The organism is Oceanospirillum beijerinckii DSM 7166 (assembly GCF_000422425.1).
In the GTDB taxonomy this organism is placed as follows: domain Bacteria; phylum Pseudomonadota; class Gammaproteobacteria; order Pseudomonadales; family Halomonadaceae; genus Oceanospirillum; species Oceanospirillum beijerinckii.
Genome location: NZ_KE383832.1, coordinates 95,961 through 120,600 on the forward strand (window position 1 = coordinate 95,961; position 24,640 = coordinate 120,600).

22 protein-coding genes, 1 other RNA gene and 2 pseudogenes are annotated in these 24,640 nt (G+C 49.4%); 12 read left to right on the top strand and 13 right to left on the bottom strand.

Features of this window, described 5'->3' with window-relative positions:
- Window positions 1-60 precede the first annotated feature (60 nt).
- Window positions 61-1,297: pseudogene (locus H579_RS27215) on the top strand (IS256 family transposase).
- Window positions 1,298-1,550: 253 nt separating this feature from the next.
- Here H579_RS27215 and H579_RS28300 read toward each other — a convergent pair.
- The 7 genes from H579_RS28300 to H579_RS27235 are packed head-to-tail and all read right to left on the bottom strand — an operon-like array spanning window position 1,551 to window position 8,616.
- Window positions 1,551-2,222, bottom strand: coding sequence for a nuclear transport factor 2 family protein (locus H579_RS28300; protein WP_051228238.1), 672 nt, complete (start codon window positions 2,220-2,222; stop codon window positions 1,551-1,553).
- A 54-nt stretch (window positions 2,223-2,276) separates the two neighbouring features.
- Window positions 2,277-3,167, bottom strand: coding sequence for an SDR family NAD(P)-dependent oxidoreductase (locus H579_RS0122585; RefSeq protein WP_028302541.1), 891 nt, complete (start codon window positions 3,165-3,167; stop codon window positions 2,277-2,279).
- Window positions 3,160-4,269, bottom strand: coding sequence for a DUF6134 family protein (locus H579_RS0122590; protein ID WP_157834693.1), 1,110 nt, complete (start codon window positions 4,267-4,269; stop codon window positions 3,160-3,162). Before H579_RS0122590 ends, H579_RS0122585 begins: the two co-directional genes overlap by 8 nt.
- A 4-nt stretch (window positions 4,270-4,273) precedes the next feature.
- Complete coding sequence (locus H579_RS0122595; RefSeq protein ID WP_028302543.1) at window positions 4,274-4,906, bottom strand: DUF3833 family protein; 633 nt, start codon at window positions 4,904-4,906, stop codon at window positions 4,274-4,276.
- Window positions 4,903-6,294 (bottom strand): SAM-dependent methyltransferase, encoded by a 1,392-nt coding sequence (locus H579_RS27225; RefSeq protein ID WP_051228240.1) that lies wholly within the window; start codon window positions 6,292-6,294, stop codon window positions 4,903-4,905. The genes H579_RS0122595 and H579_RS27225 overlap by 4 nt, the downstream gene beginning before the upstream one ends.
- Before the next feature lie 3 nt (window positions 6,295-6,297).
- A complete protein-coding gene (locus H579_RS27230) occupies window positions 6,298-7,137 on the bottom strand; it encodes a DUF1365 domain-containing protein (protein ID WP_051228242.1) in 840 nt (279 codons plus the stop codon).
- Window positions 7,138-7,152: 15 nt separating this feature from the next.
- Complete coding sequence (locus H579_RS27235) at window positions 7,153-8,616, bottom strand: NAD(P)/FAD-dependent oxidoreductase (RefSeq protein WP_084624303.1); 1,464 nt, start codon at window positions 8,614-8,616, stop codon at window positions 7,153-7,155.
- 524 nt (window positions 8,617-9,140) lie between these two features.
- Between H579_RS27235 and H579_RS0122615 the strand changes: the two genes are divergently transcribed.
- From H579_RS0122615 to H579_RS0122630, 4 genes are all read left to right on the top strand, one after another.
- On the top strand, window positions 9,141-9,728 hold the full coding sequence (locus H579_RS0122615) for a sigma-70 family RNA polymerase sigma factor (protein ID WP_028302544.1): 588 nt from the start codon (window positions 9,141-9,143) through the stop codon (window positions 9,726-9,728).
- Complete coding sequence (locus tag H579_RS0122620; protein WP_028302545.1) at window positions 9,725-10,444, top strand: ChrR family anti-sigma-E factor; 720 nt, start codon at window positions 9,725-9,727, stop codon at window positions 10,442-10,444. Before H579_RS0122615 ends, H579_RS0122620 begins: the two co-directional genes overlap by 4 nt.
- A gap of 231 nt (window positions 10,445-10,675) precedes the next feature.
- Window positions 10,676-11,353 (top strand): fumarylacetoacetate hydrolase family protein, encoded by a 678-nt coding sequence (locus H579_RS0122625; RefSeq protein ID WP_028302546.1) that lies wholly within the window; start codon window positions 10,676-10,678, stop codon window positions 11,351-11,353.
- 110 nt (window positions 11,354-11,463) lie between these two features.
- Entirely contained in the window at window positions 11,464-12,591 is a 1,128-nt protein-coding gene (locus H579_RS0122630) for an HD-GYP domain-containing protein (RefSeq protein ID WP_036567245.1), read from the top strand.
- Window positions 12,592-13,066: 475 nt separating this feature from the next.
- Here H579_RS0122630 and rpiA read toward each other — a convergent pair whose 3' ends face one another.
- Window positions 13,067-13,741: a ribose-5-phosphate isomerase RpiA gene (gene rpiA / locus H579_RS0122635; RefSeq protein WP_028302548.1), complete on the bottom strand. Its 675-nt coding sequence runs from the start codon at window positions 13,739-13,741 to the stop codon at window positions 13,067-13,069.
- Between the two features lie 229 nt (window positions 13,742-13,970).
- Between rpiA and ilvA the strand changes: the two are divergent.
- Window positions 13,971-15,488: pseudogene (ilvA, locus tag H579_RS0122640) on the top strand (threonine ammonia-lyase, biosynthetic); the annotation flags it as partial.
- 381 nt (window positions 15,489-15,869) lie between these two features.
- Here ilvA and H579_RS0122650 read toward each other — a convergent pair.
- From H579_RS0122650 to H579_RS27240, 4 genes are all read right to left on the bottom strand, one after another.
- On the bottom strand, window positions 15,870-16,487 hold the full coding sequence (locus H579_RS0122650; RefSeq protein WP_028302550.1) for a 5-formyltetrahydrofolate cyclo-ligase: 618 nt from the start codon (window positions 16,485-16,487) through the stop codon (window positions 15,870-15,872).
- A gap of 33 nt (window positions 16,488-16,520) precedes the next feature.
- Window positions 16,521-16,700, bottom strand: a non-coding RNA gene (gene ssrS, locus H579_RS28810) — 6S RNA.
- A 24-nt stretch (window positions 16,701-16,724) separates the two neighbouring features.
- Window positions 16,725-17,045, bottom strand: a complete 321-nt coding sequence (locus H579_RS0122655) for a cell division protein ZapA (protein WP_028302551.1) — start codon at window positions 17,043-17,045, stop codon at window positions 16,725-16,727.
- The gene (locus H579_RS27240) at window positions 17,038-17,250 is read right to left on the bottom strand and encodes a hypothetical protein (RefSeq protein WP_036567247.1); all 213 of its coding nucleotides are present in this window, start codon (window positions 17,248-17,250) and stop codon (window positions 17,038-17,040) included. Before H579_RS27240 ends, H579_RS0122655 begins: the two co-directional genes overlap by 8 nt.
- A gap of 181 nt (window positions 17,251-17,431) precedes the next feature.
- Between H579_RS27240 and H579_RS27245 the strand changes: the two genes are divergently transcribed.
- The 5 genes from H579_RS27245 to H579_RS0122685 all read left to right on the top strand — a co-directional run bounded on the left by H579_RS27245 (window position 17,432) and on the right by H579_RS0122685 (window position 23,119).
- Window positions 17,432-18,013, top strand: a complete 582-nt coding sequence (locus tag H579_RS27245; RefSeq protein WP_051228244.1) for a UPF0149 family protein — start codon at window positions 17,432-17,434, stop codon at window positions 18,011-18,013.
- A 43-nt stretch (window positions 18,014-18,056) separates the two neighbouring features.
- Window positions 18,057-19,382: a Xaa-Pro aminopeptidase gene (gene pepP / locus H579_RS0122670; protein WP_036567249.1), complete on the top strand. Its 1,326-nt coding sequence runs from the start codon at window positions 18,057-18,059 to the stop codon at window positions 19,380-19,382.
- Between the two features lie 255 nt (window positions 19,383-19,637).
- Window positions 19,638-20,897, top strand: a complete 1,260-nt coding sequence (gene ubiH, locus H579_RS0122675; protein WP_028302554.1) for a 2-octaprenyl-6-methoxyphenyl hydroxylase — start codon at window positions 19,638-19,640, stop codon at window positions 20,895-20,897.
- 63 nt (window positions 20,898-20,960) lie between these two features.
- Window positions 20,961-22,217, top strand: a complete 1,257-nt coding sequence (locus H579_RS0122680) for an FAD-dependent monooxygenase (RefSeq protein ID WP_028302555.1) — start codon at window positions 20,961-20,963, stop codon at window positions 22,215-22,217.
- A gap of 407 nt (window positions 22,218-22,624) precedes the next feature.
- On the top strand, window positions 22,625-23,119 hold the full coding sequence (locus H579_RS0122685) for a hypothetical protein (protein WP_028302556.1): 495 nt from the start codon (window positions 22,625-22,627) through the stop codon (window positions 23,117-23,119).
- A gap of 53 nt (window positions 23,120-23,172) precedes the next feature.
- On the opposite strand, the gene H579_RS28305 is transcribed toward H579_RS0122685, so the two are convergent.
- Complete coding sequence (locus tag H579_RS28305; RefSeq protein ID WP_051228246.1) at window positions 23,173-23,784, bottom strand: calcium-binding protein; 612 nt, start codon at window positions 23,782-23,784, stop codon at window positions 23,173-23,175.
- A 456-nt stretch (window positions 23,785-24,240) separates the two neighbouring features.
- Between H579_RS28305 and H579_RS0122695 the strand changes: the two genes are divergently transcribed.
- On the top strand, window positions 24,241-24,441 hold the full coding sequence (locus H579_RS0122695; protein WP_028302557.1) for a hypothetical protein: 201 nt from the start codon (window positions 24,241-24,243) through the stop codon (window positions 24,439-24,441).
- The last annotated feature ends 199 nt before the right edge of the window (window positions 24,442-24,640 follow it).

The window sequence follows — 24,640 nt, forward strand, 5'->3', positions numbered from 1 at the left end:
GTTGGTAGCGTATCCTGCTAGTTGATCCTGCAAGATCAGCAACCAACAGGAAACACCACCATGCACAATGATAATGTGATTGCTCTGGCAAAACCAGAACCCAAAGATGCTTTACAGGAAGTCCTTAACAAGGTGCCCAACAGCTACTGATGCAGGCCGTTGAAGCCGAGCTACAGGCCTTGCTGAACGAACATCTGAAGATGGCAAGAAAGGCCTTGTTCGCAACGTTTACTTACCTGAACGCACTGTGCAGACAGGTCTTGGGGATATCACGGTTAAAGTGCCTAAGGTACGTGATCGTACAGGCTCTGGTATTAAGTTTAACTCAGCACTGTTACCCTACTTGAAACGCACCAAGTCTGTAGAGGAGTTATTGCCCTGGCTGTACCTGAGAGGGATCTCAACAGGTGATTTTTCTGAAGCCCTACACAGCCTATTGGGTCATGGTGCCCCCGGCTTGTCTGCCGCAACCATAAGTCGGCTAAAAAAGGACTGGATTGAAGACTATCACCAGTGGCGGCAGAGAGACCTGTCTGACAAGCAGTATGCCTATGTTTGGGCTGATGGGGTTCATACGAATGTGCGTCAGGATGACAGGCTCTGTTTACTTGTGATGATAGGAGCAACAGCTGACGGTAAAAAAGAGTTGCTGAGCTTAACGGATGGTTTCCGAGAGTCTTCTGATAGCTGGAAAGAACTGGTTCACGCACTTCATCAGCAAGGACTGAAGAAGCCACCTAAGCTTGTGATTGGTGATGGCGGTCTGGGTCTTTGGAAAGCCGTAAATGAAGAATGGCCTCAGGCTAAGCAGCAGCGTTGCTGGGTACATAAGGTCGGCAACATCATGACACATTTACCGAAATCGATGCAGCCAAAGGTGAAAGAATCGCTAAAAGATATCTGGATGGCAGAAACGAAGGAAGCTGCAGAAAAGGCTTTTGACAGTTGCCTCAAACGCTATCAGGTGAAGTACCCAAAGGCAATGGAAACCTTGAGTAAAAATAAAGCTGAAATGTTGGCTTTTTATGATTTCCCAGCAGAGCACTGGTGCCATATTAGGACCAGTAATCCGATAGAATCAGCGTTTGCGACGGTTAGGCTGAGAGGTAAGCGAACGAAGAACTGCGGTAGTCGAGAGACGACACTCAGTATGGTCTTTAAGCTTATGGAAACAGCACAGAAGAAATGGCAACGCTTAAGGGGCTACAAGAAGCTGGCAGATGTGGTTAAAGGTGTCATTTTCACAAATGGCGAACATCAACAGAAAGATGATGAATCAACAGCAGAGGCAGCGTGATCAACCTACTGATACACCAGATTTGACAATAACTCGAATCTGGCAATACTGAGGCATATGGCACTTCACTTAATCAAACAGGATGAAACGATTAAGGGTGGCATAGCAAGAAAGCTCAAATTAGCGAGAGTCGATGATAGATATCTGGAAAGTATCCTATTTAAGACGACCTAAAATTTAGATGCGTTTACCCTGGCACCTACGGCTTTTCCGACAACAACTTATCTGGTTTGATATAAGCTATCGTATCAAGCTAAGCTTGGCTGGCACGGGCAATTCTATTTTTAAGCCAGTTTAATATCCGACCAAGAATGGGCAGCTTGCTATAGAAGTGCTCACTGGCATCCCAATAGTCGATATGATGACTGATCCTGCCTTGGCTATCCTGAGTGATCTCACTGACCCCGGGAAACTGCCAATCGCCAATGCCTTGTAACTGTCCGCTAAAGTGCCACTTCACCAGCCATTTGATTTCGTTACCGCTGTTTAGGCCGGTTTTTTTGTTTTGGCCGGAGCCTGTGTTGTGGTCTTGGCTTAAAGCTTGATGGTTTGGTAGCGGGCATACCGCTTCGATCTCAAAACAAGCGTTTTGAACATTATGATGGAAGTGTTTCAGTAGCTTACAAAAGGCTTCTGTGCCCTGAATCTGTTGAAATGGATCTTTAAAGATAATCTCATGAGCGATTAAATCGGCGACTTGATCGGCCTGCTGCTCTATTGACGTTTGTTTTCCTTCTGTAGCCGATAAGGCCTTTTTAGTGGGATTCTGAGATGAACAGGGAGAAAGGGACGCAGATGGATAACGGGGGGAAGAGCGTGCAGAGCCTTGCTGAAATAGTTGAAAGTAACGCTCCAGCTTGGCTTGATATTCTGAACCGAGGATAGGGTCAGGTGAGTGTTCAGTTTGATCTTCCAGCGTATTCATAAGCGGACTTCCTTAATAGCCGTTGTTATCTTGAGGCTGACGTCTCATTTAAGTTTAGCGATGACCGGTACTGCGGTTGATCAGTGGAAAAAATACGCGATCCGGCAACCATTTAAGCAGCTTCATCGACCAGGCCATTTTTCTTGGGAAGACTATTTCAAAATGCTTGCCAGCCAGCCCTTTGATGATATTGTGCGCGGCTTGTTCGGCGCTGATCAGGAAGGGCATCTCGAAGTCATTTTTATCGGTCAGCGGGGTTTTCACAAAACCGGGGTTGATCAGACGAATATCAATATCACTGCTGTAGAGCTCGGCTCTTAAGGACTCGGCCAGATTAATCACAGCGGCTTTGCTGGCACCATAACAGCTGGCAGTCGGTAAGCCGCGATACCCGGCGACAGATGCGACCAAGGCAACCTGTTTGAGTTGAGGTGCAGGGCCACCTGCATTCAAGTTGTTTATTGAGTCCAAAGAGGATGTTGAATCTTTGTTAGCAAACACCAACTCTCGCTGGCTTTCTGATCGCTTGGCATTGGAATGATCTAGTCCTGCATAACGAGGCAATAACTCTTCCAGCAGATAACCGATACCCAGCAGATTCACCTGTACCAGCTGTTGTAATACCTGGGCGCTGAACTGTCGGGCTTCTACCGGTTGGTGGGTACCTGCGTTCAGGATAACCCGATCCGGTAAGCGATAACTCGCGATCAAAAAAGTCACCACTTGTTTTACTTGCTGTTGATCCGTGACGTCCAGCAATAGCGGGATCAACTCACCGCTTAGCTTTTGCTCCTGCCCTTGCTGGCAAACTTCATCCAGTTTTTTACGATTACGGGCGCTGATAATCACTTTAGCCCCTTGAGCGGCATAGGCCAGCGCTAACGCTTTACCGATACCTTGGCTGGCACCAGTAATCCAGATCAGCTCTTGATGGGCTTTAGCCATAGATCACCTCACTATACTTTGTATTGTTCCGTTGTAGTGAGCGGCTCTCTGTACGAAGTGATAGATCGGACTCACTACTCCGTGCAGAGTTAGCTTCGATCAGCTTTTTATCTGGGGGGGTATCTTTATCGTAGAAATTAGGAATAGAAGGATTAGATTGCTGGTCCGGTGAGCAACGCAGGCAGTTAAACTGAATTTCAGAACCGTCTTCGGCAATAAAGCGCAGCCTTAGCCAACGCCCTTTAGCGTCATACCACACCCAGGTATCCTCCAGGTCGCCAGAGTATTGATAGCGCTGGCTGATGACCATTTTCTGACCATCGAACACCTCCTCCTCTCCTTGGGCGATGAGCTGAATCTGATTTTCTTTACCGCTTAACGAGTTAAACAATCGGCTTTCACGAATGATATTGGCATTATAGTGATTGCTGAGTGCGATAGGCCCGGATAGCTGAAACTCTCCCGTAAGGCCCGACACCTGATATAGCAGACGTTGTGCCGCCTCAGAGTTAGAAACATCAGGTTGAGATCGTGCTGTTTTAACCTGCTCGCTTTGCCTAATCAGCTGGTTCTTCTGCTTTTTACCGTTGCGATCAATACGACTTTCAAAGCTCAGTAACTGCTGATTTTGCCACTGTTCAATAGCCTGATAGCGAAAGCGATAGCTGAAAAAGACCAGCAGATCGAATTTCATCTGCATATCGGTTTTGACCGTCCACAGGTCTGGACTGTTGTTGACCGGAACAAAGTCCAGTTGGTAGTCGCCGACAGCTTTACCATCGCGGGTAATTTCAAAACGGACTTGTGGACCATAGAGCTGCTGCCAATACTGCAAATCATGGAATCGGGGCTCTGTATCTGACGCAGTAGCATTATCTAAAACGGTAGCATTAGCTGAAACAGTAGCTTTCTCCTGTGCAACGGCCTGGTCACAGAATGGCAAGACGCTCAATGTAGCGATGATTAGTCCCGCCGAAAGCACAGTGCTATGCCACAGCGACCGAGATGCCGGCTTGCGGGCTATTGCTTGATCAACCAGATCGGACAAGTCTGAAATAGAGATAGCGTCTAAAATAGAGTGCGGTGGGTTAGGCGTGAACATGGCCTTACTCTCTGAAAAAATCATAGGGACGCTTATGGAAACAGAGCACCACATCGCCGATATGAAAGCCCAGCTTGCTTACTTTGGCATGACCAAGCAGGCAGCCATCTGGCATCAGCTGCAGGCAATCATCAAACTTCAGAATAATTTCCCTTTTACCGACGGGGACAATCAGTTTGTACTGCCATGAACACGTGGTGCCGACAATCTCGCCCTGGGCTTCACCAACGATGTCCTCAGCTGAGCCGGTATAACGGCCACCCCCGAGTGGTGTAATACGCCAGGTGCGTTCCTGTTGCTGTTTGCCTTGGTGCTCTTGTTGAGACGCCCCCTTTTGCGCCTCACTTCGTGAAACTTTCAGAGAGATGCTTTCCTGCTCCTCGTTGTGCTGTGCCTCGTTGTGCTGTGCTTCATTGGCTGTCGCATCATCCCGATAGATAAAGCGCTCGTGCAGATACAGGCAGCCATCCTGCCACTCACCCAGGGCATGCACCCGAAATTCCTGTTTGAGGTTGCCATAGCGATCCCTGAACATGCCCCAACCGGTAGTTTCGCCCAGAAAATACTCTTCCAGACGCAACTGTTCGGGAAACATTAGTTCCGACGCCGTTAGCTGTGACTGGTAAGCGGTATTCATAACGCAGTGCCTGTCGCCTGTTCCGAATGAGACTGATCGGATAAAGGCTTGTCCAGTTTGAACAGATACACATCGATACTGTTATGACGGAAACCGCTTTCGCAATAACACAGGTAATAGCGCCAGAGGCGACGAAAGCGCTCGTCGAAGCTTTTCTCCAGTTCAAGGCTTTCGATCTCAGGCCAGGCGTGTTCAAAGCGATCGCGCCACTGTTTTAAGGTCGTAGCATAATCCTGACCAAAGGCTTCGCTATGGCTGAAACATAAACCCGCTCGCTCGGCTTGCTGCTGAACGATCTCAGGTGTAGGCAGCATACCGCCAGGGAACACATGGCGTTGAATAAAGTCGGCGTTGTTGCTGTACTGCTCAAAACGTTCCGGTGCGATGGTGATCACCTGCAGCACAGCGCTGCCACCCGGAGCCAATCGTTGATACAGGGTCTCGAAATAGGTCGGCCAATGCTTTTCGCCTACCGCTTCCAGCATCTCAATGGAAGCGATGCGATCATACTGACCCTGAATCTCACGATAGTCGGTCAGTGTTGCTGCGGCTTTCAGCACTTTATTGTCTTGAGCTTGCTCATGTTGAGCTGAGGCGAGCTGTAAACAAGGGTTATGCAAACGCTCCTGCGTCCAGGCCAGCTGCTCTTCAGACAGAGTGACACCGTGATAATCCGACTCAGGGTACAGCTGCAGTAAACGCTCGGCAAAACCACCCCAGCCACAGCCGATCTCCAATACTCGGGAGTGGCTGTCTGGCGCTAACAACTCCAGAATACGATCGTATTTCTGTTGTTGAGCTTGCGACAGGCTGTCGTCCGGGCTGTTATAGAGCGCTGATGAATAGGTCATACCTTCATCAAGCCATAAGCGATAGAAATCATTGCCCAAATCGTAGTGGGCGGAGATATTACGGCGGCTGCCGTTTAGGGTGTTGTCATTCAAGCGGTGCAGTAGACGATGCAGCCAGCGACCACTGCCACTACCAGCAAAGGTGGTCTCCAGAGCTTCAGCATTGTGCATCGCCCATTCGGTCACCTGAATCAGATCCGGCGTATCCCAGTCGCCATCCACATAGGCTTCACCCCAGCCTAACACACCGGAAAAAGCCGCTTTGCGCACCACCGCCAGTCGGATCAGTTCAACGGTGGGTGCCGGAATATCTGCTTTAGCCTCACCGAGAGTGATCGCTTGGCGATTGGGCAATACCAAGGTGATGCGGCTTAAACCGGCATTGGCCAGTTTGTTGACTAACCAGCGCCATAGAGGATTACCGATTTGAGCGTGATTAGACTGAGAGTCAGATTCAGCCGCCGATGTGCTTAACCCACTATTTGGATTATTCGCTGATTTACTTGCCGAAGGGGCTGAAGGCGTTGGATTCAGCATGTCTTATTCCTCATTTGTGCTCACGGCCATAGACTGGCCTCTGCTGATCAGTGCAGGCTCTTTAACGTGATGACGATTGACCAGAGGGACTTTTTTCAACCATAACCGCAGGGCCTCCCAATGAATTCCCGCGATCACCTTGTAGGTAAACAGGGGACGCCGCAGGCATAGGGTAATCAGGGCTTTGCTGTTCAATGGGGTGCTTTTACCGGTCAGGGTGGCGTTTAATAACAGACCTTCGCTGTCCTGCTGACGAATCAGTACCTTGAGAACTTCACCAGGAGGGCTGATTTTAAAGCGATACTGGCAGTCCATATCGATAAACGGCGAGACAAAGAACACCTTATCGGCCTGATGATTCAAGCGTTGTGACTTAGGTTCAGGCTTAGACAGCTGCTGATCTTGAGTATGCTCATTTCCACCCTCCACCAGATAGATATGTTTCTGACCAAAGGTATTACTGACCTGATACAGGGTGGCATAGAGCTGATTTTCACCGTTGTAACAGAAGAAAATACACAACGGATTAAAGCCGTAACCCAGGTTTCTGGGCATGCATAACAGCTCAATTCTCTGAGCCTCTTCGCAGCCCTGCTCAAACAACAGGTGCTGGGCGTGCTGCTTTAAGCTGTGCCCTTCGGTGGTGACATAATCCTTGTCGTAAACGCTGAATAAGCCTGCCCGGTTATAACTAAAGCCGGTCAAATATTTATCCATATGGTCCAGCTCATCCAGGTCCAGTAAAAAACTGCCCACCTGATAGGTAAAGCGATGGACCTTAGGCTTAAACCTATGGTGCATCACAGTGCTGTAATATAGACGGCTGTTAAGTGCAGAAGTCATCGTATTCTCTCCCGCTTAACTTAACGGCTGAACCGGTTGATTGGGTCGGCCTGTAGCCACTGGGTCAGTTTTAGCGTTATTTTCAATCTCAGTGTTAGCTTCAACGGCAGTGTTCGCTTCAACGGCTGTGTTTGCTTCAACGGCAGTGTTTCCATGGCCGGGCCAATAAATACGCCCGGATTCTTCAGCAACGTTCCAGGGCCGTTTCGGAGCACCCAGGGCTTCCGCAACCGCTAAACCGGATTGCAGGCCGTCCTCATGGAAGCCGTAACCAAAGTAGCTGCCACAGAACCAGGTACGATTCCGCCCCTGTAGTTTGTGCAACTCCTGCTGGGCGCTGATGGCATTTTCGCTAAAGACCGGGTGATCGTATAAGAAGCTGCAGTGGATACTGCCCTCTTCCGGCTCGATTGGTGGGTTCAACGTCACGATCAAAGGTTGCTCGGTCGCCAGAGGCTGTAACTTGTTCATCCAGTAGCTCACCGCCAGACTGCCTTCCTGAGCACTATCATCACGATTCTCCTGGCTCATATAGTTCCAGCTGGACCATACCTTACGGTTACGGGGCATCAGGCGGGTATCACCGTGCAGGATGGCGCGGTTTCTCTGATATTCAAAGGCACCCAGTAACAACTGTTCCTGCTCACTGGCATCAGACAGTAGCGCTAATGCCTGATCCGCATGACAGGCGAGGACCACTTCATCAAAGTGCCGCTGCTCGCCCCGGCTGTCGATCAGCTCGATGCCCTCTTTCCGGCGAATAATCCGGCGTACGCCTCGATTGCAGATGGCCGATGGTTGAATCTGAGCGATCAGCTTGCGCACATACTCACGACTACCGCCCTTCACCGTATGCCATTGCGGGCGGTCATTGACTTGCAGCAGCCCATGGTTTTGACAAAAGCGCAGGAAGCTTAACGCGGGGTATTCCAGCATCTGACTGGCCGGGGTGGACCAGATCGCCGCCCCCATGGGGATCAGGTGCAGATCGCGCAGCTCATCGGAAAAGCCTTTTTGCTCTAACAGCTGACCCAGCGTGGTCTGTTCACTGATCTGATCAGGCCAATGTTTGCACTCACGATAAAAGCGCAATACATCCACCAGCATACGCCATACCCGAGGATTAAACAGGTTGGACCAGGAGGCAAAAATACCGCCCAGGCCATTACCGTTATACTCGATCTTGCCCTGTTCGGCAGAGACGGCAAATGACATATCCGTCGCTACAGTATCGACACCAATATGTTGGAATAGTGCGGTCAGATTGGGATAATTCACCGGGTTATAGACAATAAAGCCGGTATCTACGGGGATAGGGCCATCTTGTGTATTGACCACCACGGTGTTGGAGTGACCTCCGAAGCGATCATCTTTCTCAAACAGTGTCACTGAATATTTCTGGCTTAACAACCAGGCGGCTGACAGACCGGATATGCCCGAGCCCACCACTGCAATATGTTTATCCGCTGGTTTGTTCATGGTTTATCTCCGCACTTTTTATGTTCCGTTTGCGCTCTTTACGGCCGTGATTTTTAACTGGATCACAGCAGGGCTGGGTGAGAGGTCACGCTATAGTTGAGCTATACGCTGATAGCCATGCACTATACTGTTATACCCTTCACGACAATTTTTCTGATATTAGGGGCGGTTGGATAAGCGAAGTACCATCCGACAGAGGTCGGAAGGCACCTACGGCTGTTTCGGCCTACAACAACTTATCTGGATTGGTCTTACTCAATTGAACCTGACTCTTATTTGAAAAAAATAAGAGCGTCTAAAAACGCCAAGATACAAGGCACCTGAAGAAAGCTTAGACATCCGAAAAAAATTGAAGCCGGCATGATCCACTACAAATACCCGAGCGTATAGCTTGGCAGAATATATTGTTCTAAACAGTTCAGAAGCACTTATCACTGACATCAAGACGTTAACATTGATAGTTCAAATGATAGAGAAAGCCGGTTTACTTATAAGCCACTGTTTAGACACAGAGGAGTGATTGGATGGAAAACGTGCAATCTGTGTCCAAAAACTGGAATCAGATCCTGACAGAGATCGGCAAGCAGCGTGATCGCGAGCAATACTTCGATCTTTATCAGTATTTTGCCCCCAGAGTGAAAACCTATCTCACACGGTTTACCGCATCGGAAGCGCAAGCAGATGAGCTGGCTCAGGAAGCCCTGTTACAAGTGTGGCGTAAGGCGGAGCAGTATCATGCGGAAAAGGCTGCTGCATCGACATGGATCTTCTGTATTGCCCGTAACCTGTTTATTGATCAACAGCGTTCTGGTCGAGGTCAGCTGGAGCAACGAACGGACTCCTACCACGAGCATGAGCAGTTATTGAATCAACAAACTCAGGAAGAGGGTTTTGATCAGGGCGTATCCAATCGTAAGTTACACCAGGCATTAAAAGAGCTTCCCCTGATGCAGGCACAGTTAGTTTATAAATCTTACTTCGAAGGTAAGAGTCACAGTGAAATTGCTGGCGATCTGGATATCCCTATCGGCAGTGTAAAATCCGGCCTGAGACTGGCATTTAACAAACTCAGAGCCTTTATTATTCCACCCCACGGGGAGGATTCCTTATGATGCCTAAACACCATCCTGATGATGCCACCCTGATGAGCTACAGTGCTGGCAGCTTGCCTCTGGGCGCACACCTGTTAGTCGAATGCCATCTGGCTTGCTGTGAACATTGCCGTCAACGTGTTACTGAAGGCGATGCCTTAGGCGGCGCCTTGCTGGAACGCTTACCGGGCGCGGGTATGAGTATGGATAAGCAAGCAATCCTGACACTACTTGATCAGATCGAATCTGATCAGGCGCAGGCAGGCTTGGTGCGATCTGAAAAACAGGGCGCTTTGGACAGCCGCTGGTCGGCTAAGAACCCACTGCCCTTTGATCTGCCTGACTGGGCGGAGCCGATTAAACAGTGGTTCCACGATAATCAAATAGACGCAGATAGCGTGCAATGGCAGAAAGTGGCACCGGGTATCAGCCAGATTAAGCTGGAATCGGCTAGTTTTCATAGAGAGAAAGCGGTGCGCCTGTTAAAAATCGCCCCTGGAACTTGTATGCCGACTCACGGTCATACAGGAGGCGAGCTTACCCTGATATTGCAGGGCTCCTATAGCGATGAAGCAGGGCGTTTCTGTATCGGTGATGTGGCGGATCTTGATCCTTCAATAAAACATCAACCCATTGCAGACCGTGATCAGGATTGTATCTGCTTTATTGTAACGGACGCCCCGCTCAGGTTTGAGGGTTGGATTCCTAAACTGATGCAACCCTTCTTTGGCTTGTGACCTGTACTTTTTCTTATGCGTTCTTTTTCCTTGATCATTCAAGTGTCGAACCGGTGCCCATGGGCACCGGATTTTTTTGCCCACTTGATTAAAACAAAGTGATGCACTACCTCTAATGGATAGGCATTACATGCTTTTCTACGTAGTAATACCGATATAAGAATTGCAATAGCAACCATTATCATTAAACATATACATCTTTACCGCATACCCCAAACGCAAGGATTCACTATGTCATACTCACTTTATTGGGCGGATAGGAAAAGCACCCCATGGTCTTTAGGCAAGATTGTGTGTGTTGGCCGTAACTATGCCGAGCATGCCAAAGAGCTGAATAACCCCATTCCCACAGAACCCCTGTTATTTATTAAGCCCGCAACGGCTGCAGTCGATATCGAAAAACCTTTCAGCCTGCCTAAAGATAAAGGCGAGTGCCATCACGAGGCTGAAATCGCAATTCTGGTGGGTGATACGATATCTAAGGTTGCACCGGAGAATGCCATGGATAAGGTCGTCGGTGCGGGTATTGCGCTGGACCTGACACTGCGTGACCTGCAATCCAAGTTAAAAGAGAAAGGTCACCCATGGGAAGTAGCAAAAGCCTTTGATGCCTCTGCCCCTCTATCTGGCTTTGTCCCCTGTGAAATAATGGGCGATGAGCCTATCGGTATCGAATTTGAGGTTAACGGAGAGCTGCGCCAGAAGGGCGATACAAGCATGATGCTGACCTCCATTCCCGAGCTGATCAGCTATATCAGTCATATCTTTACCCTGGAAGCCGGTGATGTCATTCTGACAGGAACGCCTGCAGGGGTCGGACCGCTAAAAGAGGGTGATGAGTTCCGCGCTAATCTGTTGGGCAGAGATGGAGAGACACGCCTAACCGTAACAGGATGTATCCAGAGCTGATCCTGATCAACAGAACAGCAAAGAAACCCTTACTGAGCTGGTAGTAAGGGTTTTTCTCTTATATTGATTGAGCTTCCACCAAATAATAATAATGATTGGGGGCATCTTCAGTGCAATATTTTCCAAGCCATTGGCAGGGATTTCAGCAACAAACGTCACTGGAAGGTAAACTTCTGGCGTTGTCAGAGCAGCTGCAACGGGTTTGTCCTGCTGTAGATCGCTTTTCCATCGCCCTGCATGACGAAAAAACCGATCTGTTAAGTACCTTCTTCAGCACCAGTGAATCGGATGAGGCTATTACCCGTCATCAGATACGCCTGCATGAGGTACCGTCGTTAAAGCAGATTGAACTGGCAGGTACATCACGGGTAATCAATGATCTGGCTTGCTTAAAGCAGCAGGACAGCTTCCATAGCCAAACCCTGTTAAAACAGGGCTGGCGTTCCAGTTATACCATCCCCATGCGCTACTCCGATTGCTTTCTGGGCTTTCTGTTCTTTAATTCCAAACAAGCCAATGTTTTTATGGGGGAATCCTTTAGTCAGCTGGAGTTGTTAGCCCAGCTGATCACCATGGCGGTGTATGAGGAGCATAAGCAGGCCAAAACCTTAAGGGCCGCCGTACAATCAGCACTGTCACTATCCTGTGGCCGGGATGCGGAAACGGGTCAGCATCTGGAGCGGATGGGCTATTACTCGCGCATAGTCGCCCATCAGGTTGCCGATCGCCACGGTTATGGCGATCAGTTTGTGGATAAAGTGTTTCAGTTTGCGCCGGTTCATGACCTCGGTAAGATCGCGATCCCTGACTATATACTGCTGAAACCCGGTAAGCTCACGGATGAAGAGTATGAATTGATGAAATCTCATACCCTGAAAGGTGCCGAGATGCTAACGGATATTCTGGAGCATCATGGTTTAGCAAGCGATAGATCCAGTCAGATTCTGCGCAATATCGTGTTGTTTCACCATGAGATGCTGGATGGCTCCGGCTATCCCTGTGGCCTGATTGGAGAAGATATCCCCCTGGAAGCCCGCATCGTGGCGGTGGCGGATATCTTTGACGCCCTGACTTCCAAGCGTCCTTACAAAAAAGCCTGGAGTAACCCGCAAGCGATAGACACCCTGCATACCATGGCCCAGGACGGCAAGTTATGTGTGGAGTGCGTTGACGCGCTGGATGCTCAGTTATCGGAAGTTGAAGTGATTCAGGCGCTTTATCGTGAGAGCAATATTTAGAGACTTGAGTGAGATAAGCACCGGGAAGTTTAAAGAGTGCCGAGAGGCTTCAAGGGTGCAGAGAGATTTAAAGAGTATCGGGAGGTTTAAAGAGTATTGAGAGGTTTAAAGCTATAAAAAACGGACATTCTGATTCTCTTCTAAGTACCCGAACATAAATATTCCGATACTTTCCGGCCGAAGCGGCCGGAAAATACGGGCTTTATGTAGGGAAAAGTACTGTATGCCTACTTACTTTAAGAATGGCTCTTTAAGCACATCAGAAAATTAAAATGTCCGTCTAAGCTTCAGCCGCTTACGCTTGGCTCAGATCACTAAATCTGACCGAAGGACTTGTGCCATTCCCGATAAGTTTCTTGGTATCAGAGTCGATTGGATAAGCGAAGCGCCATCCGACACTGACTCCGATACCGGATGATTGTCGGAAGGCGCCTTGCGGCTTTTCCGACCTACAACAACTTATCTGGTTTTGGTATTAGCTGGCTTTAACGCTTTTCACACCATCACTACAACCTAACAGTAGCAGGTCGGCAGGACGCAGTGCGAACAGGCCGTTTGTGACGACACCTGTGATATTGTTGATCTTCTTCTCGATTGAGGTTGGATCATCAATCGGGAAATTGTACAGATCCAGAATCACATTGCCGTTATCGGTCACGAAGTCTTCACGGTAAACTGGGTTAGCGCCCATTTTTACCAACTCACGGGCGACATAGCTGCGCGCCATAGGAATCACTTCTACCGGCAGCGGGAAGCTACCCAGAATATCCACCTGCTTGCTTTCATCCGCAATACAGATAAATTTAGTGGAGGCTGCGCCAATGATCTTTTCACGGGTCAGAGCACCGCCACCGCCTTTCACCATATGCAGATGTTCGTTGACCTCATCGGCCCCATCCACATAAACCGGCAGTGTGCCTACGCCGTTCAGGTCGTAAACATTGATACCATGTGCCTGCAGACGCTCACGAGTGGCTTCTGAACTGGCTACGGCACCATCAAAATCCAGCTTGATACTGGCCAGGGCGTCAATAAAGAAGTTAGCTGTAGAGCCGGTGCCTACGCCGATAATGCTGTCTTTATCGATAATCTTTTTAACTTCTTCCAGTGCCGCTTCAGCCACTGCTTTTTTCAGTTCATCTTGTGTCATGAGGAATCTGAGCCTGAGTAGGTGTTTAAAACAAAATAAGATGCCCGCGTATTATACGGACTCTGACGGTTAAGCTGTAGACGTTATCTTACCTGAAAGCATATGATAGTCGGTTTACTACAAAAGACCCTATTTAATAGCCGATTGGGCCGTTTTTACTGGTAACAAACATGTAAAAATCCAGTAACCGTGCTGATATTGGCGCAATGATGTTGTTCAAGAGCGAAGCAAGAGCATGTTGGAAAGATACGTTAAACGCATATTACAGGCCAAAGTGTACGATGTGGCCAAAGAAACGCCTTTGAGTGAGGCCCGTTTTCTCTCCAAGCGACTGAACAACACGATTTACATTAAGCGTGAAGATCTGCAGCCGGTGTACTCCTTTAAGCTGCGCGGTGCCTATAACGCCATGGCTCAGCTGACCGAAGAGCAGAAAGCCCGTGGTGTGGTGACCGCCTCTGCCGGTAACCATGCTCAGGGTCTGGCGATGTCGGCAAAACAGATGGGGGTCAAAGCGACCATCGTTATGCCAAAGATCACGCCGGATATTAAAGTGGCTTCGGCCAAGGCCCGCGGTGCCAAAGTCGTGCTGAAAGGCGATGCCTTTGATGAAGCCTTGAAGTACGCCTATCAACTAGTGGAAGAGAAGGGTTATACCTATATCCCACCCTACGACCATCCTGAGGTGATTGCGGGGCAGGGCACCATTGCCATGGAGATGCTGCGCCAGCATCCCGGTGATATCGATGCCATCTTTGTGCCCGTGGGCGGCGGCGGTCTGATCGCCGGTATTGCGGTGTATGTAAAATACCTGCGCCCCGAGATCAAGGTGATCGGTGTTGAAGCGGAAGACTCAGCCTGCCTGAAAGCCGCTTTGGATGCCGGTGAGCGTGTGGTACTGGATCAAGTGGGTATCTTCGCCGAAGGTGTTGCTGTGGCACAGATCGGTGAAGAACCGTTTCGTATCGCTCAGCATTTTGTGGATGATGTGATCACGGTGAATACCGATGAGATCTGTGCTGCGGTAAAAGATGTGTTTGATGATACCCGTGCGGTCTCTGAGCCTTCTGGTGCCTTGTCTCTGGCCGGTTTGAAAAAATATGTCCAGCAAACCGGAGCCGAAAATGAGACCCTGATATGTATTAACAGCGGGGCTAATACCAACTTTGATCGTCTGCAGCATATCGCTGAACGTGCAGAGTTAGGTGAGCAGCGTGAAGCGATTCTGGCGGTCACCATCCCTGAACATCCAGGCAGCTTTGAACAGTTCTGTAAGGCGGTTGGTCGTCGTATGGTGACGGAGTTTAACTACCGTTACGCCGACGATACAGATGCGCAAATTTTTGTCGGCATCCAGTTAAAAGATACCAATGACAGGAAAGAGCTGATCAGCTCTCTGGTGGATCAGGGTTATCCCGTGATCGATCTCAGCGATGATGAGATGGCCAAACTGCATATCCGTCATTTAGGCGGGGGGCGCAACAGCAATATTGAAAATGAACAGCTGTTCCGTTTTGAGTTCCCGGAGCGTCCAGGGGCCTTGCTGAACTTCCTGAAAAACCTGGGTCTGAACTGGAATATCTCCCTGTTCCATTACCGTAATCATGGTGCGGCATATGGGCGTGTTCTGATCGGCATGCAGGTGCCGGAAGCGGACAAAGGCAAGGTCGCAGAATACCTGGATCGCATCGGTTATCGCTACTGGGATGAGAGCGAAAATCCTGCTTACCACTTGTTTTTAAGGTAGTTTTTCATTGCTTGTTTTTTATTTTTTGGTATTGGCATAGATATTTCAGGTAATGATTGCAAAGCCGGAGGCAACTGATTAAATTAGCCAATGACTTTTCGAGTTCCTGGCCATTTGCCAGGGTGACGCTAGCAACATGATTTGCAAGCAAAGGAATTAGCAATGAGAAAAAAACGCTTTGATCTGGTAACAGCACTGATCATGGTATTTGGATTCGGTGTGGTCGTAACAAGTTATGCTCAAGGACTGTTATAGCAGCTTGTTTAAAACGCGTTACCGATAATAGGAAAGCCTCATCAGATGATGAGGCTTTTTATTTTTCTGCCACCTTCCACTCAGTATTTCAGGGCGCTTAATGCATTTCAGGGTGTAAGGTACATGTCAGGGGGTAAGATACAGCGCCTTGTCCGTCACTACACCCGCTAATGGAATATCCCAGCTGGCAATTGGCAACTCAGCCACTTTTTGACATTCATGGGCCAAACCGATCAATGCCGGTTTGGCGGAGCATTTGTGACGGGTAAAAGCAAAGGTCCTGTCATAAAAACCACCGCCCATCCCCATACGGCCACCCTGCTCATCAAAGGCCACCAGAGGTAATAACACCAGATCAAGGTCCGAAGCTTTACTGCGGTTACGGGCATTATCTGCAAAGCGTTTAATACGTGGTTCAGGAATACCAAAACGATTATGCGTCATCGGCGTTTTATGGTCGTAACGCACAAACCATAACCGATTAACCACCAATGGCTGCAGCACCGGCAGATAGCAGGTTTTGCCCATCTTACGCGCTTGTTCGATCAGCAGGCTTGGATCAATCTCACCATCATTGGGTAGATATACCGCGATACGTTTAGCCCGTAGGAATTGAGGTATCTTCAGTAACTGGCTGCGCAGAGATAAGGCGGCTTGTTTTTGCTGAGCAGGAGTTAAAGCACGGCGTCTGTGACGCATCTCCCGACGCAGTTGATTGCGATTTAAATGCAGGGTATCTGTCATTGTCTTGAAGGAAACTATCGGGAGGCAGGTAGAGAAATTCCCGGTGGTGCCGCTGTCGCCATGGCCCTTGAACCAAAAGGTTCAAGGTGGGTAATTATCGAGATGCCTAAGGCTTTCCGTCACGCGGACATGCACACGGGCACCTACGGACAACTCCCTGGGTACACAATTAGGCTCGAGGACGTTAGCGACTGGCAAACACCCCAGGAACGTCAAACAATTATATCTGAAAAATACTTATGCCGCGTCTGTTTTTTCATCTTGCTGACGCAAGGCATGGATGGCGGCAGACAGCTTTTGGTTAATACGCTGTAACTGATCGTGAGACTCCGTCTCTTCCGCGTGACCATGTAGCATTTCATAGGTGATATTCAAGGCGGCCATAATAGCAATACGCTCCGTACCGATCACTTTGCCGCTTTCTCGGATTTCACGCATTTTCTTGTCCAGGTATTTAGCTGAACGAATCAGCTCACCCTGTTTCTCTTCCGGGCAGCCGACAGTATAGCTGCGCTCCAGAATTTTTACTTCTAAGCTTTGATTATTGTGTTCACTCATGATCCGGCTCCACTGGCCCTAAGCTCGAAAGAAGACGGCCTACCTTGCCTTCAATTTGCGTTTTTTGCTGTTCCAGATCGTTAATCTGCTCGGTTTTTTGCTTCAGCTGTTTTCGCAGCGCATCATTTTCTTCACGCAGGTCGGCGCAAATCAGAATTAATTCATGCAGATGGCGCTCCAACTGATCAAGATCATCAGTGTCCATAAACTCAACTTTCGCTTGGGATATCCGTACTATAGAACCGGGATTGTAACCGGTCAATTGACGCGAATGAATACTGACTTCCTGACAAACGCATATTTTCTGTTCAAAATAGAGACGTAGTTGTCATTTGTTAAGTTATTTATCGTAAATTTCTGCTTCGTTAGGAAAAAAGGCACCCAATATGACTGATTATCAACAGCCGAGTTTTGCCATCATCAGTGATCTGTTTTTGCGTAACGGTTGCCTGCATTCTCCGGCAGAGCTGCACGGCGATCTATGCGGCCAACTGTGTGCCGGTCGACATCCTGATCTGGATGCCTGGCTGCTGCAATCGGCGCAGTTTATGGAAGTGGATGCACTGGATAGCCCGGACTCCAAAGTGGAGTTGGCCGAAGTACTGGAGCAAACCGAGATTGGCCTGCAAGATCCGGAACTGGGTTTTGACCTGTTGATCGCGGATGAAGACTACTCCCTCAACGAACGCATGCAGACTTTACTGGAATGGTGTGAAGGTTTTCTTTCAGCTCTGGCGGATAATCAGCAATTTAAAGACGGCTCCCTGTCTGATGAGCTGAAAGAGGCGATTCAGGATCTGGAACAGATTGCGGATATCGGCGAGGCCCTGGAAGATGATGAGCAGAACGAACAGGACTTCTTTGCGGTCAGTGAATATGTACGTATGACCGCCATGATGCTGTACACCGAATGCAATCCGACTCAGCCTCAGGTCGATACGGATGTGTCAGGTTCTGCGTTACAGTAATGCTCGACTGCATTCCCCCTTTTAGCGGATTAGGATTCTGTTGATGATAAGCAACAAACCTGTGTCACAGGACGAGTATGATCAGCGTCGCCAACGCCTGGTCGCTCAACTGCCTGATAATAGCGTAGTCGTGATTCCGGCGGCGACGGTCAGCTATCGTAACAACGATGCCGACTACGCCTTTCGTCAGAACAGCGATTTCTTTTATCTGACCGGCTTTCCCGAGCCGGATGCCTGGCTGGTGCTGACACCGGGCCATGATAAAGGCGACAGTCATCTGTTTGTGTTGCCAAAAGACCGGGCTCAGGAGATCTGGACCGGCTTTCGGGTCGGTACTCAGCAAGCGGTGGATCATTACGGCATGGCTCAGGCCTATGAGCTGGATCAGTTGGAACAGGTGATGCCAACGCTATTGGATCAGCGGGAGCATCTGTTTTACCCCATGTCGGGCGATAACGACCTGAGCCAACAGATTAATACCTGGTGTCAGGGTCTACGGCAAAAAGCCCGTGCAGGCCATTTAGCGCCGGAGCAGCAGCATAATCTGCTGCCACTGCTGCATGAGATGCGATTGAAAAAGAGTGAACAGGAGCTGGCCATTATGGCCCGGGCGGCTGAGATCTCATCCGAGGCCCACTGCAAAGCGATGCAGGTGTGTCAGCCCGGTATGATGGAGTATCAGCTGGAAGCGGAGTTTATCTACCACTTTATGCGCTCCGGCAGTCGCGCAGCGGCGTATAACACCATTGTCGGTGGCGGTGCCAATGCTTGTGTGTTGCACTATGTGGAAAATAATCAGCCGTTACAGGCCGGTGATCTGGTGTTGATTGATGCCGGTTGTGAGCTGCACAGCTACGCGGCCGATATCACCCGCACTTTCCCGGTTAATGGTCGCTTTAGCGAAGAGCAGGCGATTCTGTATCAACTGGTGCTGGATGCACAGTTGGCCGCCATTGCCCAGGTGAAACCGGGGCTGGATTGCCATGCGCCCCATCGTGCGGCGGTGCGGGTACTGACGGAAGGTCTGCTGGACCTGGGCCTGCTCTCCGGCAGTCTGGACAAGCAGATTGAAAGCGAAGGCTACCGTCAGTTCTATATGCACGGCACCGGCCACTGGTTAGGTCTGGATGTGCATGATGCCGGACGCTATAAGATAGATGGCCAGTCACGACCGTTAGAGCCGGGCATGGTGACAACCATCGAGCCGGGTCTCTATATCGCGCCGGATGATGACAGTGTGGATGCCCGTTGGCGGGGGATCGGCATTCGTATCGAAGATAATGTCGTAGTGACCGAAACAGGTCATCATGTGCTGACCGATGGCGTGCCGAAAACCATCAGTGATATTGAACAGCTGATGGCGGGTTAAGCTGGCGCTCGATGAGTTATACTTTTCCCAATCAATACCTTGCTGTAGGCGTAGGTTGGATCAGCGAAGCGCCATCCGACACAGGGCTGGATATCTGCATATTGTTGGAAGGCGGCTACGGCTTTTCCAACCTACAGTCACTTATCTGGGGATTGATGACTCATAGACGTGCAATAGCAGCCGCAAAATAACAACCGTAAACCAGACTGGCGATACAGACTGATAAACCTGAGACAGAATAGAGATCACAACTGCATGAGTGCGGAACAGTACGATATTGCCATCATAGGCGGTGGTTTAGTGGGGGCCAGTCTGGCCTGTGCCTTAGAAGGATTTGCCCGGGATCATCACTGGTCTATCGCGGTGATTGAAGCGGTGCCCATGCCGGAAGACAGTGAGCAGGATATCCCGTTTCAGCCCAGCTATGATGCTCGCTCGACTGCGCTTTCCTGGGGCGCCCGTCAGATCTATCAGCAGATGGGGCTCTGGTCTGATCTCGCCCCTCATGCGGCAGCGATCAAACATATTCATGTCTCCGATAAAGGTCATCTGGGCGCCACCCGTTTGGCGGCCAGTGATCATAATGTCGAAGCGCTGGGTTATGTCGCGCCCAATCAAGGGTTAGGGCGTGTGCTGCTGCAGGGCGTAAAACAGGCGCAGCATGTCAGCTGGCTATGCCCGTTTAAGGTGACCGGTTTCAGTGTTGGCGCTGAACAACATACCCTGCAACTGAGCGATGAACGGGGCGCAGAAAAAACACTGCACGCCAAGCTGGTGGTGCTGGCCGATGGCGGCCAATCCGGCCTGAAAGAAAAGCTGCAGATTGCCGATCAGGTACGCCCTTACGATCAGCATGCCCTAGTGTGCAACCTGACGATGTCAGAACCCCATCAAAATAAAGCCTTTGAACGTTTCACCCCTGAAGGTCCGATGGCTTGGCTCCCTCTACCACAAAGTAACGATATCGCTCTGGTCTGGACCGTACCCAGTGAGCAGGTGGATGAGGTGATGGCGCTGGATGATGATGAATTTGCCCAGCGTCTGCACAAGCTGTTTGGTTATCGCTTAGGCGGTGTCGAGCGTGTCGGCCAGCGTTATCAGTATCCACTCAATCTGGTGCGGGCATCTGAGCAGGTGCGTCCCGGTTTAGTGGTATTGGGCAATGCCGCCCACTATATGCACCCCGTCGCGGGTCAGGGCTATAACCTGGCCTTAAGAGGCGTGGCTGAACTGGCTGCGGTATTGGATCAAGCGGCTCAACAGCAGCGCTCTATTGCGGATTTGACCGTACTGCAGGAGTATCTGGATCGCCGCCAGAGTGATCAGGATACCGTGATTGGCTTTAGCGACGGCTTGATTCGCCTGTTTGCCAATCATAATCCTATGCTGGGCCACCTGAGAGCGGGTGGGCTGATGCTGCTGGATCAACTGAAACCCGCCAAACGCTGGTTTGCCCGTCAGGCGATGGGCCTGGGCGGTCAGGCGGTACGGCTTAAGCCGATTCAGGGCAAATAGCCGGTTTTACCGGCAACCCGCACAACATATTATCGACAGACATTCAGAATACGAGACAGAACTATGACAGAAGAGCGCCGGGTCAATCATTACGACCTGATTATTGTCGGGGGGGGCATGGTCGGCACCGCAATCGCTTGCGGTCTGGCTGATAGCGGTATGCGTATCGCGGTACTGGAAGCGGCTGAATGGACCGTACCCTGGCAGCCGGAGCAGGTTGATCCCCGCGTCAGTGCCCTGACCGAAGCCTCGCTCGCTTTTCTGCAATCCCTCAACGCCTGGCCGGGCATGACTCAAATGCGCGTCACCCCTTATCAGCAGATGAAGGTATGGGAAGCGGATGGCACTGGTCATATCGAATTCAGCTGTGATGATATCCACGCCGAAAATATCGGTCATATCGTTGAAAACAGCGTCACCTTGAATGCCCTGCATCAGCAGCTGGAACAAACCGATGTGGAAGTCATTCGCGGTGCGCAACTGGTCGGTATTACCGAAGCCTTTAAAGATGAATACGGCGTTGAGCGTAGCGTCATGCTGGCGGACGGAACCCAACTGAGCGCCCAGCTGATTGTCGCCACCGATGGTGCCCGCTCCAAACTGCGGGAATGGGGCGGATTTGAAACCCGTGAATGGGACTACGGCCATGATGCCATCGTCACCACCATCAAACTGGAACAACCCCATCAAGGCACCTGCTGGCAGCGCTTTATGCCGACAGGTCCACTCGCCTTGCTGCCGATCACCTTTAACGGTGATGATCGCTACTGCTCCATTGTCTGGTCCACCACACCGGATGAAGCCGCGCGTTTATCTGCCCTGTCAGATGAAGATTTCTGCGCCGAACTCAGCCTCGCATTTGAACACCGCTTGGGCAAAGTGATCAGCTGTGACCCCCGCTTCTCCTTCCCACTGCGCCAGCGCCACGCCAAAACTTACTGGAAACCGGGTTTAGTACTGGCCGGTGACGCCGCCCATACCATCCATCCACTGGCGGGACAGGGCGTTAACCTCGGCCTATTGGATGCCGCCACACTGGTCGAAGAACTGGCCAACGCCTGGCAACGCCAGCAACCCCTGGGTATCGAACAAACCCTGGGTAAATACCAACGCCGCCGTATGCCAGATAACCTGAAAATGATGGCCCTGATGGAAAGCTTTAAGCGTATCTACGGCCCCGTACCTGTGGGTGTACGCTGGATACGTAATGTCGGCATGAATCTGGTCAACCAGACCCCTATGGTGAAAAAGCAGCTATTGCGTCAAGCACTGGGTGAGCGCGCTGGTTTACCGGAAGCCGCTAAAGTGCATCTGGCGTAATGTTTGGTATCACTATATCGCCCTCATCACTATTCAAATGATTTGCCCCCCTCAAGGGCCTTAGGTAAAAGGCTCTTGAGAGAGGTAGGTAAAGTTTGCCGCTTTTCTATTTATTTCGCCGCTTTAATAATTCATACCCAACTATTTTGAGTTTTCCCTCACGGTATATACTGTCTCTTATGTTGTTGGATATTTTTAGCGATGATATCAGCTGATTGTTCTTGAAATATGTGAGAAGGCCTTACAGCTTTGAATAAGCCGATTTTCTCATATAAAAATTGAATGATTATTTATCTGGCTTGCGACATATAAGGAAGGTACCTATTCGAATTATAAATATACAGTGTAAATGTTTTAATTTGGCCTGTTTGTTGCTTTTTTAATTGATAGAACTCAAGGGGGAAAGTATGACAACTATTAATTCAGCTATGACCGCCTCTCCGATGCCGACGTCGAAAAGCGGAGTATTTAACTTGGAGACTGTAAAGCTTCATCCGCCAAAAGAGCTTGTGGAGTTTAAGGATCCAAAGGAGGTTTTTGTTTTTGCTCGTGACCCTGATGAATGGCGACAACATGTGGTCGCAGAAGGGAAAGAAAGAGATGTTGGTGCAATTTTACGGCTAAAGGGCGAAGTGGTTGGTATGGTTAATTATGATGGACAATCAACCACACGTAACTCAATTGGCATGGTGCTAGGGAACGGGATGTCCGAGAGGATTAGCTATCTGCAATCAAAGTACCCAGGTATCAGTGTGGAAATTTTTGAAAGAGGCCAAGGGCCTACAAATGCGGAGGCTCATGAGATTTTTAGTGGCAAGAAGTATTCCGAGTTTATTGAAAGAGAATATGCTGTTTTGCGAGAGTCATATCTGCAAGCTAAGAAGTTAGGATTTATTGATTGAGATGACAGCTCAAAGAAGCTCGCTTCAATGGGAAGCAAGCTTCTTATCTCTACTTATCCCAAAAGGAATGTGAGATCCTGCTGTACGCCTGTAGCATCAATCAGAACCTCAACAACATTGTCGCCACCCTTGTAAAAGTCTTCTACAATCACACCGCGTGATAGAGTACTCTCACCTAAGAACAGATCATCACCACGCTGCTCGTAGAAGATTCCAGTTCCTTGGAATGTCAGATCAAAGAACTTCACTGCATCATACCCACCACCGTAGCCTGTTTGCCCTGTAGGGGATTTATCATCATTGATAATATCAACATCAAGATATTGGGTATCTGCATAGTAGAGGTCATTCCCGGTGCCGCCCCATAGTCGATCAAGTCCTTCTCCACCGTATAGTTGATCATGACCCGATCCGCCTAGAAGTAGATCATCTCCCAGTCCTCCTTCTAGGATATCATTTCCAGACTCACCGAGGAGAATATCATCATTCCCTTCACCGTTTAGGTAATCACTGCCGTTTCCACCATAGATGTAATCGACGTAACCATTACCATAAACAACATCATCGCCACTTTTGGCAAAAATTGCATTTGCTGTTTCACCAGGATTAGGGTCAATTGTTGATACAAAATAGTCGTCGTAATTAGATAGGGTTCTATGAGCCATTTTATTTCCTTAAATAAAAAACAGTATTCCATAGTCCATGCGATAGATTCACGAGGAATAATCTAAGTGCCGTAATACAGCTTATCAAGCTGTTTTTGTTGCTTTTTTTTAGGCGGCTATATGTGTCTTATTCGTTTTAAGAAGAGTGGTGTCATGATTGTTTTGTATGTGTATTTGTTTGTCTTGAAAAATCCTGTCGCGATGAGTGATATAACCTATGTTTTATGCTGGAAGAGCTGGTTTTTAATATGTTGGAATAATTTTTTGAGCTTTGTATGGCGACAGGAAGTGCGGTGGCTGTAATGATACAAAATAATTTAATTGCGACTTCTTGTTTTATTGCTTTCATGATCAAAGCACGATTTTCATGGGTGTGCTATCGTGTGTGCAGTGTAAATTCAAGGATGTCCAAAAAGTTCTATCGAACAAACTCTGGGTAAGTATTAACGCCGCAGCATGCCGGATAACCTGAAAATGATGGCGCTGATGGAAAGCTTTAAGCGTATCTATGGCCCAGTACCTGTGGGTGTACGTTGGATATGCAATGTCGGCATGAATCTGGTCAACCAGACCCCCGTGGTGAAAAAACAGCTATTGCGACAGGCATTGGGTGAACGCGGTGGCTTGCCGGAAGCAGCTAAGGTGCATTTGGCGTAGCTTTTGGACAACGCGTAATAGAATTACTGAGAAGTTTCTTGATATTGGGGTAGGTCGGATAAGCGAAGCGCCATCCGACACTGGCTCCGATACCGGATGATTGTCGGAAGGCGCCTTGCGGCTTTTCCAACCTACAGCTTATCTGGTTTGGTATACGCTCTGGAAACGGGTTAACACTTTACTAAGAAGTGTTAACACG